Origin of the sequence: Lichenihabitans psoromatis (assembly GCF_004323635.1) — a bacterium.
Classification (GTDB): Bacteria; Pseudomonadota; Alphaproteobacteria; order Rhizobiales; family Beijerinckiaceae; genus Lichenihabitans; species Lichenihabitans psoromatis.
Window position 1 is genome coordinate 1,192,501 of record NZ_CP036515.1, and the last position, 12,217, is coordinate 1,204,717.

The 12,217-nt window shown below is 64.7% G+C and carries 9 protein-coding genes, 2 tRNA genes and 1 rRNA gene; 8 read left to right on the forward strand and 4 right to left on the reverse strand.

Annotated features, from left to right (window positions below):
• Positions 1 to 18: 18 nt before the first annotated feature.
• The 3 genes from EY713_RS05560 to EY713_RS05570 all read right to left on the reverse strand — a co-directional run bounded on the left by EY713_RS05560 (position 19) and on the right by EY713_RS05570 (position 1,917).
• Positions 19 to 94: transfer RNA gene (locus EY713_RS05560), tRNA-Ala, on the reverse strand.
• A gap of 52 nt (positions 95 to 146) precedes the next feature.
• Positions 147 to 223, reverse strand: a tRNA-Ile gene (locus EY713_RS05565).
• 209 nt (positions 224 to 432) lie between these two features.
• Positions 433 to 1,917 (reverse strand): 16S ribosomal RNA (locus tag EY713_RS05570).
• 950 nt (positions 1,918 to 2,867) lie between these two features.
• Here EY713_RS05570 and EY713_RS05575 point away from each other — a divergent pair.
• The 8 genes from EY713_RS05575 (at position 2,868) to fhuF (ending at position 11,997) form a co-directional block, all read left to right on the forward strand.
• On the forward strand, positions 2,868 to 4,997 hold the full coding sequence (locus EY713_RS05575; RefSeq protein ID WP_131113936.1) for a TonB-dependent siderophore receptor: 2,130 nt from the start codon (positions 2,868 to 2,870) through the stop codon (positions 4,995 to 4,997).
• Positions 4,997 to 5,830, forward strand: coding sequence for an ABC transporter ATP-binding protein (locus tag EY713_RS05580; protein WP_131113937.1), 834 nt, complete (start codon positions 4,997 to 4,999; stop codon positions 5,828 to 5,830). Before EY713_RS05575 ends, EY713_RS05580 begins: the two co-directional genes overlap by 1 nt.
• Positions 5,831 to 5,847: 17 nt before the next feature.
• Entirely contained in the window at positions 5,848 to 6,747 is a 900-nt protein-coding gene (locus EY713_RS05585; RefSeq protein WP_165491041.1) for an ABC transporter substrate-binding protein, read from the forward strand.
• Positions 6,737 to 8,731, forward strand: coding sequence for a Fe(3+)-hydroxamate ABC transporter permease FhuB (gene fhuB / locus EY713_RS05590; protein WP_131113939.1), 1,995 nt, complete (start codon positions 6,737 to 6,739; stop codon positions 8,729 to 8,731). Before EY713_RS05585 ends, fhuB begins: the two co-directional genes overlap by 11 nt.
• A gap of 136 nt (positions 8,732 to 8,867) precedes the next feature.
• Complete coding sequence (gene exbB / locus EY713_RS05595) at positions 8,868 to 9,803, forward strand: tonB-system energizer ExbB (RefSeq protein WP_131119305.1); 936 nt, start codon at positions 8,868 to 8,870, stop codon at positions 9,801 to 9,803.
• A gap of 4 nt (positions 9,804 to 9,807) precedes the next feature.
• Positions 9,808 to 10,278 (forward strand): TonB system transport protein ExbD, encoded by a 471-nt coding sequence (gene exbD / locus EY713_RS05600; protein WP_245572904.1) that lies wholly within the window; start codon positions 9,808 to 9,810, stop codon positions 10,276 to 10,278.
• On the forward strand, positions 10,275 to 11,264 hold the full coding sequence (gene tolA, locus EY713_RS05605) for a cell envelope integrity protein TolA (protein ID WP_131113941.1): 990 nt from the start codon (positions 10,275 to 10,277) through the stop codon (positions 11,262 to 11,264). The genes exbD and tolA overlap by 4 nt, the downstream gene beginning before the upstream one ends.
• A 28-nt stretch (positions 11,265 to 11,292) precedes the next feature.
• Positions 11,293 to 11,997, forward strand: coding sequence for a siderophore-iron reductase FhuF (gene fhuF / locus EY713_RS05610; protein ID WP_131113942.1), 705 nt, complete (start codon positions 11,293 to 11,295; stop codon positions 11,995 to 11,997).
• Here the strand turns inward: fhuF and EY713_RS05615 are convergent.
• Complete coding sequence (locus tag EY713_RS05615) at positions 11,991 to 12,215, reverse strand: hypothetical protein (protein WP_131113943.1); 225 nt, start codon at positions 12,213 to 12,215, stop codon at positions 11,991 to 11,993. The two genes, fhuF and EY713_RS05615, sit on opposite strands and share 7 nt — an antisense overlap.
• Positions 12,216 to 12,217 lie beyond the last annotated feature (2 nt).

Here is a 12,217-nt window from a genome sequence, read left to right on the forward strand (position 1 = left end):
AACGTCGGCCAAAGCGAATGGTGGAGCCTGACGGGATCGAACCGACGACATCCTGCTTGCAAAGCAGGCGCTCTCCCAGCTGAGCTAAGGCCCCGTTCCGTTCCATCAAAGCCAACAGCCAAACCGCCCCGGCCTCAACGTCAACATGGTGGGCCTGGGAAGACTTGAACTTCCGACCTCACGCTTATCAAGCGCGCGCTCTAACCAACTGAGCTACAAGCCCGAACCTGATCCCCGCCGCCCAGCGAGACAACCCATCTTGCGACAGAGGCCTCAAACCGGACCAGCGGTCCCGCATATCAATGGAAGAAAGAGAAACGTTAGACGGCGCCGACATCCCGCATTGCCGACCATGACTGGTCGTTGATTCTAAAACAGCCGAAGAGCGCCACCCGGTCCGAAAACCAGGATCGTCTGAACAGCCATCCTTAGAAAGGAGGTGATCCAGCCGCAGGTTCCCCTACGGCTACCTTGTTACGACTTCACCCCAGTCGCTGACCCTACCGTGGTCGCCTGCCCCCTTGCGGTTAGCGAAACGCCTTCGGGTAAAACCAACTCCCATGGTGTGACGGGCGGTGTGTACAAGGCCCGGGAACGTATTCACCGTGGCGTGCTGATCCACGATTACTAGCGATTCCAACTTCATGCACTCGAGTTGCAGAGTGCAATCCGAACTGAGACGGCTTTTTGAGATTTGCGCGGGGTCGCCCCGTAGCATCCCATTGTCACCGCCATTGTAGCACGTGTGTAGCCCAGCCTGTAAGGGCCATGAGGACTTGACGTCATCCACACCTTCCTCTCGGCTTATCACCGGCAGTCTCCCTAGAGTGCCCAACTGAATGATGGCAACTAAGGACGTGGGTTGCGCTCGTTGCGGGACTTAACCCAACATCTCACGACACGAGCTGACGACAGCCATGCAGCACCTGTGTTCCAGCCCCTTGCGGGAAGGATCTCATCTCTGAAAACCATACTGGACATGTCAAAAGCTGGTAAGGTTCTGCGCGTTGCTTCGAATTAAACCACATGCTCCACCGCTTGTGCGGGCCCCCGTCAATTCCTTTGAGTTTTAATCTTGCGACCGTACTCCCCAGGCGGGGTGCTTAAAGTGTTAACTGCGCCACTAAGCTGCAAGCAGCCTAACGGCTAGCACCCATCGTTTAAGGCGTGGACTACCAGGGTATCTAATCCTGTTTGCTCCCCACGCTTTCGCGCCTCAGCGTCAGTACCGGGCCAGTGAGCCGCCTTCGCCACTGGTGTTCTTGCGAATATCTACGAATTTCACCTCTACACTCGCAGTTCCACTCACCTCTCCCGGACTCAAGACTTCCAGTATCAAAGGCAGTTCCAAGGTTGAGCCTTGGGATTTCACCTCTGACTTAAAAACCCGCCTACGCGCCCTTTACGCCCAGTTAATCCGAACAACGCTAGCCCCCTTCGTATTACCGCGGCTGCTGGCACGAAGTTAGCCGGGGCTTCTTCTCACGCTACCGTCATTATCGTCGCGTGCGAAAGAGCTTTACAACCCTAAGGCCTTCATCACTCACGCGGCATGGCTGGATCAGGCTTGCGCCCATTGTCCAATATTCCCCACTGCTGCCTCCCGTAGGAGTTTGGGCCGTGTCTCAGTCCCAATGTGGCTGGTCATCCTCTCAGACCAGCTACCGATCGTCGCCTTGGTGAGCCGTTACCAACACCAACTAGCTAATCGGACGCGGGCCATTCCTTCGGCGATAAATCATTCGCCCTCAGGCCGTATTCGGTATTAGCTTAAGTTTCCCCAAGTTATTCCGAACCGAAGGGTATGTTCCCACGTGTTACTCACCCGTCTGCCACTCACCTTGCGGTGCGTTCGACTTGCATGTGTTAAGCCTGCCGCCAGCGTTCGTTCTGAGCCAGGATCAAACTCTCAAGTTGTAGGCTTCAATAAAGAAACCACAGAGAATTTGCTCCGGCTAAGTCATCATTACACCCCTTCACAGAGGTCTCTCTTGACGAGTAACCCAGATCTCTCAAAACCCAACCTAGCAAAACTAAGCCAAATCCCAAGAAACCCAGATGTAACGTAGACCGCCAGATTATCCCATTCGATCGATTGCTCGATCCGCAAGGATATCAGACGCCGCCTACGTTTCTCTTTCTTCCGATTCAAATGTCAAACAGCGAAACTCAAGACGAAAAGCACCCCAGCCCAAAGACCAAAATACCCAAACGACAAAATCCAGCACCCCAGGGCCCTACCCGGTCGCTACCCCTACAAAATAATGCAGAAGATGGATCATCGCCGCCGCAGAACCAAACCTCGTTGGCCCCGCCGTCGATGACCGTCTTCTAGGGAAAGCCGCCGAGCCTGTCAACACAATCGGCCCAGCCGGACTGGATAGCAGGGTTGCATGAAGCTCTCTTGACAGACCGCACGACAATCATGGCCGCGCAACGGGCCTGCACCCACGCCGCCGCTTCACTGAGACCAACGCAGAACCGTTGCTCATCGCGAGCGCGGCAGCCTTTGCTCATGTCGCTGACGTTGTCGTCCCTCGATTGAGCGGTCCCTGATCGCCGTCATCAGGATGTTCCCGCATGCGCACGCCCGGCCAGCTTAGAACTAGAACAATAACGCTTTAGAATTACTCGAATTAAACCTTGTGCTTTTATTGCGTCTTCGTAAGACGATCGCCGATTTTTCCCGAATTATAGATTGATCTCTGGCCTCATTGTTGAAAGTAACACTCCCGACTGAAGATCTACGACAGTTTATAGTCGATCAAAACTGGGAATTTCCATGACGGCCGAAGCGAAAAAATGGACGGTCGACGCTGCCGAGGCGCCGTGCCTCCGCGACACTCTGGGGGCGACCCGTCGCCGTCATGCTCGTGCTCGGCTCGACCGCAGTCTCGGCCCAGACGGCCGTCCCGCAACCCCAGACGGCTGTCGGGAGAACCGTCGAACTCGACACCGTCGAGGTCAAAGGCAAAGCAGTCCAAAGCGCAACGGGCCCGATCGACGGCTATGTGGCGACCCAGAGTGCCGCCGGCACCAAGACCTCGACGCCCCTGATCGAAACACCGCAAGCCATCGCGGTCGTCGGCGCGCAGCAAATCCGCGATCAACGGGCCACCAGCATCGATGAGGCGACCCGCTATTCGCCCGGTATCCACTCGCAGACCTTCGGATCGGATAGCCGAAACGATTGGTTCCTGATCCGGGGCTTCACCGAACAGACGACCGGCTATTATCTGGATGGGCTGCAGCTTTATTCGTCGGCCTTTGCGACCTGGAAGCTGGAGCCCTGGAACCTTGAGCGGATCGAGATCGTGCGCGGTCCGGCCGCGACCCTCTATGGCGGCGGCGATCCGGGCGGCCTCATCAACGCGGTGAGCAAGCGACCCACCTTCACGACGTTCGGCACTGTCGAGGGCGGCGTCAATCAATATGGCAACGTCTATGGCGCGGTGGATCTCGGCGGCGTCGCGGGCGACAAGGGCCAATGGTCCTATCGCTTCAACAGCATCGGCCGGATCGGCGACACGCAAACCGACCATACCAGCAACGACCGCGCCTTCGTGGCCCCCAGCCTGACCTATGGGACCGGCGACGGCACCACGTTGACACTGCTGGCGCAGTATCAGCACGATTATACCAACAGCCAGAACTTCCTGCCCTATCAGGGTACCGTGGTCGCGGCGCCGTTCGGCCGCATTCCGACGCATCTCTTCACCGGCGATCCAAGTTCCGATCGGTTCACGCGCGACCAGACGATGCTCGGCTACGAGTTCGAGCATATTTTCAACCCGAACGTCACGTTCCGTCAGAACGTGCGCTACAGCCATCTCGACGTGAACTTTCAATCGGTTTACGGCGGCGGCTACGCCAGCACCCCGACCGCGACGAGCGCCGAACTGCAGCGCTATAATTTCGTGACGCGGCCCAGCGTCGATATGGCGGAGGCCGACAACCAAACCGAGGTGCGCTTCAACACCTATGCGTTGCAGCATATCGCGCTGTTCGGCCTCGATCTGAAACACTACGACCTGAAGGACACCCAAGGGTTCGTCTTCGGCACTCCGCTCAACCTGCTCAACCCGGTCTATGCGGCGTCGACGCCGCCGAGCTCGCGCTACATCGCCTCGAACACGATCCAGGATCAGGTCGGGCTCTACGCGCAGGATCAGATCAAGCTCGATCGCCTGACCCTCGTGCTGTCCGGGCGGCAGGATTACGTCAACACCAATTTCACCAACAAGCTGGCGCTCGCCAGCAGCACCGATAGCAACGAAAGCGCCTTTTCGGGCAAGGTCGGCGCGATCTACAATCTCGATTTCGGCCTCGCGCCCTACGTCAGCTACTCGACATCCTTCAGCCCGATCGTCGGCACCAATACGGCCACGAGCAAGCCCTATAGCCCCGAACATGGCGAGCAGGAGGAAGTGGGCCTGAAGTATCAGTCGCCGGTCCTGCCGGTGACGGCCAGCATCGCCTTCTTCAACCTGACCCGCGACAACGTGCTGACGACGGACCCGAACAACGTCCTGAATTCGGTGCAGACCGGACAGCAGCGATCGCGCGGACTCGAACTCGACGCCACCGCGACCTTGGCGGACGGCCTCAGCCTGATCGGCGCCTATACGGTCTACGACCTGTCGATCACCCGCGACCTGAACCCGGCCAATATCGGCAAGCTGCCGACCAACACGCCCGAGCAATTCGGCTCACTGTGGCTCGACTACACCGTGCAGGACGGCAATTTCCGCGGCCTCGGCTTCGGTGCTGGCGCGCGTTACGTCGGCCGCTCCTATGCGGATGCCGCCAACCTGTTCCAGGTGCCGTCCTATCTGCTCGGCGATGCGGCGATTCACTACGATCGCGATCATTGGCGTGCCGCCCTGAACGTCTCGAACTTTACAGACGAGACCTATGTGGGGTCGTGCTCCAGCACATCGGCCTGCTTCTATGGCGATCGCCGCAAGATTACGGCGTCGCTGGCCTATCGTTGGTGATGGTAGCTCGCGCACTGCGCGGTGCGGTCGCGGTGCGGGGCGAGGCGTTGGACGCCCCTGCGCCGTTGCTGCGCGCCGACGGTGCGGGCCTGACGATCGAGGGGCGCTCAGTTTTATCGCCCGTCGATCTCGCATTTCCGCGCGGCCGGATGGTCGGCATCATCGGGCATAATGGCTCGGGCAAGTCGACGCTGCTGAAACTGTTGGCGCGCCAGATCCAGCCGACCGTCGGCCGGATCATGCTCGGTGACGCGGCGCTTCCCGGCTTAGGCGCGCGGGCCTTCGCCCGGCAAGTCGCCTACCTGCCGCAAGCCATTCCGATGCAGACGGGGCTGACTGGCCGGGAACTCGTGGCTTTCGGCCGCTATGCGTGGCACGGCCCACTCGGCCGCATCGGCGCCTCCGGCCATGCCGCCATCGCCGAGGCCATGCGCCTGTCCGGGACCGCGCCTTTCGCCGATCGCCTGATCGATCACCTGTCGGGCGGGGAGCGCCAACGCGTCTGGATCGCCATGCTGATCGCGCAGGACAGCGGCTTCCTGCTGCTCGACGAGCCGATCGCGGCGCTCGATCTCGCCCATCAGATCGAGGTGCTGGGCGTGCTGCGCTCGCTCTGTGCCATCCGCAATGCGGGCGTGATCCTGGTGCTGCATGACATCAACATGGCGGCTCGGTTCTGCGACGAGATCGTGGCGCTGCGGGCCGGCACCGTCGCGGTCCAGGGCGCCCCTTCCGCGATCATGCGGCCTGATGTGCTGCAAAGCATCTACGACATCCCGATGCGGGTCCTGACCGACCCGGCCAGCGGCGCGACGTTCGGCATGCCGGCCTGATGCGTGGGTCTCGACCCTTGAGCCGGAGGGCGGCGATCGGCGGCGGCATCGCCGCCCTGACGAGCCTTGGCGCGACCGGCCCAGGCCGGGCGGATGCGTCGCATCCCGCCCCGACCGTCGTGGCGCTGGATTGGGCGCTCGCCGCAACCGCCGTCGCGCTCGAGGCCGATCTCGTCGGCGTTGCCGAGCGGGAAGCCTATCGGCGATGGGTCGGCGCACCCGCGCTACCGCCCGAGGTCGCCGAGCTCGGCCTCCGCACCGCGCCCAATCTGGAAATGCTGACGGCGCTGCGCCCCGGCTTGATCCTGATCAATGCCCTCAACGAGAGCGAGCGGCCGCGTCTCGAGACGATCGCGCCCTGCTTTTCGAATGTGATCTATACGCCCCAACATCGGCCGATCGAGCGCGCCATCGCGACCACGCGCGCTCTCGGCGCTCTCCTCGACCGCGCCAACCAAGCCGAGGCGATGCTCGCCCATGCGGACACGCGATTCGAGGCCGCACGCAGGCGGCTCGCCAGCACAGGTCGTCGCCGCCCCATCCTGCCGGTCAACTTCGTGGACGCACGCCACCTTCGCGTCTACGGCGCCGGCAGCCTGTTCGAGGATGTGGCGCGACGGGTCGGGCTCACGCCCGCATGGATGCGCGACACCAACCCGTGGGGTTTTGCGACTGTCGGCATCGAAGCGATGCTGGATGGCGTCGATTGCGACATCCTGGTGATCGAGCCGACCCCGCCCGCGGCCCGCGCGTCCCTCGATTGGCCCGGGCTGTGGACGAGCCTGATCGCGGCCGGCCGAAATCGCGTCAACAGCGTCCCTCCCGTCTGGGCTTTCGGGGACATGACAGCGGCGGCGCGCTGCGCCGATCTCCTCGCCGACGCGCTCGCGCCGGACGGAGGCGCCCATGCGGGTTGATCGAACGTCTTGGCGGGCCGACGCTCTCACGGCCGCGCTCTGCCTCGCGGCCCTCGTGCTTGTCGCCTTGCGCTTCTCCCACCAACTGGCCCCCGCGGCGTGGATCGGGGCCGCGATCCACCCGTCAGCCGGCAATGCCGACGCCTTGGTGTTCCACTTCAGCAGCTTGCCCCGGCTGGCGGTCGCCGCCATATGCGGGGGCGCCCTCGCGCTGTCGGGCGCCATGTTCCAACACGTACTCGGCAATCCGTTGGCTTCGCCGATCCTGCTCGGCGTCTCGGCGGGCGCGCAACTGGCGCTCCTAGCCGCGACGGTGCTGGCGCCCGCATGGCTGGCCGACCAGCATGAGGTGGTGGCACTTGTCGGAGCCGGCCTCGCGATCGCAACCGCATTCGGCATCGCGGCGCGGCAGCGCTTCTCCTCGCTCGGATTGATTCTAGCGGGGCTTCTCGTCGGCTTGTTTTGCGGCGCGGTCGGGGGTCTGCTCAAGCTCTTCCATCAGGAGGAGATCGGCGCGATCTTTTTGTGGGACGGGGGATCGCTCGCCCAGCAGGACTGGTCGGTCGCCGCCGCGCTCTGGCCGCGCCTTCTCGTTTTTACGCTTGCGGCCGCCTTGGTGCTCCGGCCGATGCGCCTCCTTGGCTTGGCGGATGACAGCACGCGCGGCCTTGGCGTCTCCCTGGCGTTTTTTCGCACCCTTTGCCTCACCGTCGCGGTCTGTCTTGCGGCCAGCGTCACGGCCGCCGTAGGCCTGATCGGGTTCGTCGAGATCGCGGCGCCGTTCATCGCGCGGCTGGCCGGCGCCCGAACGCTCGGACATCGCATGATCCTGTCGGCCTTGATCGGCGCCGCCTTGCTGGTGCTGGTCGACGAGGCGGTCCAGGGCTTCGACCGTTTCGGCGGAATCAGCCTGCCGACCGGCGCCGTGACGGCGCTGCTGGCTGCGCCGCTCTTGCTGCTGCTGCTCTCCCGCTTGAAGCCGGAGCCCGAGGCGGCGGTGGCGATCGGCATGAGCGGTCGTGCCAAGACCTCCGCGATCAGGGTCCTGCTGGTTCTCACGGTCGTGGTGCTGGCCGCCATCGCTTTCTCGACCCTGGTCGGTCGTGTCGGGACCGGCTGGTCGATTGCCTCATCGGCCGATTGGGCGGCGCTCGCGCCGTGGCGGCTGCCCCGCACAATCGAGGTCTTCGCGGCAGGCGCCATGCTGGCGACCGCCGGCGCGTTGCTGCAACGCTCGACCGGCAATCCGATGGCGAGCCCTGAAGTTCTCGGCATCGGGGCCGCCGTGGTGGCCGGCCTCGCGGTGGCGCTGGTGGTCAGCGCCTCCCCATCCCGCATGCTTCTTCTCATCGCCGGCTCGGCCGCAGCCTTCGCTTTGACCGCGATCCTGATCTGGCGCGGCAGCCGGACCGGGTTCTCGCCCGGCCATCTGGTGCTGACCGGCCTGTCGTTAGGGGCGGCCCTGCAATCGATCATTGCGATCGCGCTCGCCGCAAACGATCCCCGCTCCGCCATTCTGCTCGGCTGGATGGCCGGCTCGTCGGCGTCGGCCGACACCGCATCGGCCGGTGTCACCCTGCTGCTCGCCGCGATCCTCATTCCGCTCGCGCTGCTGTTCGCCCGAAGCCTCGATCTGCTGCCCCTCGGGGATGGTGTCGCAAGGTCGTTGGGGGCGGCCCCCGGCCCGGCTCGCTTCGGCATTCTGGCCTTGGCCTCGGTGCTGACCTCGGCCTCAGTGCTTGCGGTCGGCCCGCTGACCTTCGTCGGCCTCATGGGGCCGCATCTCGCGCTTCGCCTCGGATGTCGTCGTGCCATCACGCATCTGCCGGGTTCGGCGCTGACGGGCGGCTTGGTCATGGTGCTGGCCGATTGGCTCGGCCGCGTCGTGATCGCGCCGTTCGAGGTGCCGGCCGGCCTCGCGGCCGCCCTTATCGGGATCCCTTACCTCGTCATCACCTTGCTGCGGCGAGTGCCCTCGACATGACACGTCGCTTCAGCACCGCACGGGCCGGAACCGCAGCAAACGGCTTTTCACAGGACGACCTTCGACCATGAGCAAGACCCCTCTTCAGCCGACAGCCAACAGCGCAACCGGACAGCCGACGCTCACGGCACAGCCGATGCGTTCGGTCTGGCGGACACGGCTCAAAATCGTCGTGCTGGCTGGATTGCTGATCGGCGGCGCGTGCGACGGGATTGTGATGGCGCAGACGCAGGCCGCACCCGCCGAGGCCGCCGTGCCGGCGCTGTCATCGCCGACGCTGCCGACCGTCCCGACCGCGCCCGCGATCCCGCTCGAGACTCAAACGCCCGTAGCCACGCCTCCCACAACGATGGGAATCGGCAGCTTGCCGCATGATCTGTCGCCCTGGACCATGTTCCTGAACGCCGACATCGTGGTCAAAGCCATCATGGTGGGGCTCGCTCTCGCGTCGCTGGCGACCTGGACGATCTGGATCGCCAAGAGCCTCGCCTTGGCGGCGGCCCGCCACCGCGCGACACGGGCCGTGCGTGCGCTACTGGAAGCCCGCAGCCTCGCCGATCTCGCGACCGAGCGGGAGAGCGGCAGCTTGCGCGGCGGACCCGTGGCGGCCCTGGTCCATACGGCTCAGCATGAGCGGGATCGCTCGGCCGATCTGCCGCCCGACGGCATCAAGGAGCGGGTCGCGATCGCGCTATCGCGCGTCGAGGCCCGCGCAGGCCGGGCGATGAACAAGGGCACCGGGCTGATCGCGACGATCGGCGCAACCGCCCCGTTTGTCGGGTTGTTCGGCACGGTCTGGGGCATCATGAATGCCTTCGTGGGCATCAGTCAGGCCCATACGACAAATCTTGCCGTGGTGGCGCCCGGCATCGCCGAAGCCCTGCTGGCCACCGCGATCGGCCTCGTGGCCGCCATCCCGGCCGTCATCATCTTCAATAGTTTTGCGCGCGGGATCGCGGGCTATAAAGCGATCCTCGCGGATGCGTCGGCCGAAGTGCTGCGTCACCTCTCGCGCGACCTCGACCGGCGCGAGGCCCACGACTCGGGTCGCCGTCCCCTGGCGGCGGAGTAGACCCGTGGCGGTCCGTCTCAGCGATCCGGGTGACGAGATCGGCGAAATCGCCGACATCAACGTCACGCCGTTCATCGACGTCACCCTCGTGCTGCTCATCATCTTCATGGTGGCAGCGCCGCTCTCGACCGTGGATGTCGCGGTGGATCTGCCAACCTCTAACGCGCAGCCCCAGCCGCGCCCCGACAAGCCCCTGTTCCTCACGGTCCGACAAGATTTGTCCCTGGCGCTCGGCGACGACACTGTGCCGCGCGGCGCGATCCAACTCCGGCTCGACAACGAGACGGGTCGCGACCGGGAGCGGCGCATTTTCGTGCGCGCCGATCAGGCCATCTCCTACGGCGATCTGATGGGGGTCATGAACCTGCTGCGCGGCGCCGGCTATCTCAAAGTCGCACTCGTCGGCCTCGAGGATACGGGTGCAACGCCGGCTGCCACACAGACGGCTCGACCGCTGCAGGCGGCAACGCCTTGAACCCGGATGGCCTGGAGGGATCGAGCCGTTTCGCTGCGGCGCTTCGCTGGGGCGGCGCGATCGTGCTGGTGGCGGGATTACATGCGGCCGCCGGCTATTGGGCGCTGACCCATCAGATCGTGCGAAGCGAGCCGCCGGATGCACCCCTTGGCATCATGATCGATCTCGAGCCCGTGTCGGTGTCGCAGAGCGCGCCGCTGCCGAGTGCCAGTATGGCGTCGGGCGAGACCGCGACGCCACAAGAGGCGGCGCAACCCGAACCAGCACCCGAGCCAACTCCGCCGCCGGCAGCAACTCCCGAGCCCGCGGCACCAGCGCCGATCGCACCGTCGGAGCCGACGCCCATCGAGCCGCCGCCTGCGGTTCAAGCCCCCGATCCCCCGATGGAGGCTCCCAAACCATTGGAGACGCCAGCGGTCGAACAGCCGCCCATCGAGACACCGCCCCTCAGTCTGCCGGTCCAGGAGCAGAAAAGCGACGCCGTGCTGACGCCGCCTCAGCCCAAACCGAAACCCAAACCAAAACCAAAACCAGATCCGCGCAAGCTGGCCGAAGCGGCAGCGGCCCGCGAGGTCGCGACCAAGCGGCGCGAGGCGGTTCGCAAGGCGAGGGCGGAGGCGCGCGAGCAAGCTCGGGCGCAGCACCAAGCCGAGGCGCGGGAGAGCGGAGGACAAGCGACCCAGGCCGCAGCGGCCAGTAGCGCGTCGTCGGGTGCCTCGGTGTCATCGTGGCGCGGCGAGGTCGTGGCGCATCTCAACGCCTACAAACCCCCGTCCCCTGGCGGCAGCGGGACCGTACGGATTGCCTTCTCGGTCGACCGCAACGGTCGCGTGCTGTCGGCCAGCCTCGCGGGCGGATCGGGCGACAGCGCCCTCGACGAGGCGGCGCTCACCATGGTGCGGCGGGCCAGCCCGGTGCCGGCCCCGCCGACCGAGATGGGCGGCCGGGTCAATCTGACGGTTCCGGTGCGCTTCACGGCGCGATAGGCGAGCCGATGTGGATGAGAGACGCGACATGACCAGCCTCGACGACGTCTTTGTTGGCGACCTCGCCTGGTTGGCGGAGCGCTTCGTCATCGGACCGGCTGGGACGCCCGCCGCCGAGATGCTCGATTCCGACAGACTCAGCTCCTGCATCGATCGCTTTCGGCGGCACCACGGCGTTGCCGAACGCTCGGCGGCCGCGTCGCTTTGGAGCCAATTCTATTTTTCCGGCTTAATCGTCCCCTCAGTCATGGCCGGCATGGCGCTCGACCGGGTGCTGCCGTTGCGGATCGATGACCTCCGGCTCGACCTCTGCCCGGAGAGTGGCGTTCCACTGCGGTTCCGGATGGATCGTGCCGCCGATGGCAAAGCAACCCCGAGTATCCGCGCGACCCTGGCGCCGATGCTCGAGGGGCATGTCGCTCCGATGATCGAGGCGCTGCGCGGCATCACCGGATTGTCGCGCCGCCTGCTCTGGGAAAATGCCGGCTGGTCTCTGTTCTGGGCGTTGGGCGAGGCCGTCCGCCGCGCGCCGCCGCGACAGGACGAGATCGACGCGCTGCTGGCAGACCCGTCCTGGCCGGATGGTGGTCGCACGCTCATCGCACACATGAAAAGCGACATGCGCCAAGTCGGGGCCGTGCAAGCGCGTCGCGTCTGCTGTCGACGTTATCTCGTCCCGGGATTTGAGCGGTGCGCCGCGATATGCCCGCTGGCCGACCGCCCTCGTCAGTGAAAGAAGATGCCCCGCGCGAAGATCAGCATGAACCCCGCCAGGATCACGGCCGCGACCATCAAGACCCGTTGCAAGATATCGCTGAACCGCAGGGGCGGGTTCGGGAAAAACTGCCCCTCGTCGATCGGCGCGCTCAGATGCGGCAGCACCTGCACGTCCGGCCGATAAACCGGCTCGAATAGCTCGATGTCGCGATGAGGGTCCGAGGGATCGGGCAAGG

What these genes read in the sequence shown, in the direction of transcription:
- fhuF (WP_131113942.1), top strand. Translation starts at nt 11,293, where the DNA reads ATGACCAGCCTCGACGACGTCTTTGTTGGCGACCTCGCCTGGTTGGCG.
- fhuB (WP_131113939.1), top strand. Translation starts at nt 6,737, where the DNA reads ATGCGGGTTGATCGAACGTCTTGGCGGGCCGACGCTCTCACGGCCGCG.
- EY713_RS05575 (WP_131113936.1), top strand. Translation starts at nt 2,868, where the DNA reads ATGCTCGTGCTCGGCTCGACCGCAGTCTCGGCCCAGACGGCCGTCCCG.
- EY713_RS05580 (WP_131113937.1), top strand. Translation starts at nt 4,997, where the DNA reads ATGGTAGCTCGCGCACTGCGCGGTGCGGTCGCGGTGCGGGGCGAGGCG.
- exbB (WP_131119305.1), top strand. Translation starts at nt 8,868, where the DNA reads ATGCGTTCGGTCTGGCGGACACGGCTCAAAATCGTCGTGCTGGCTGGA.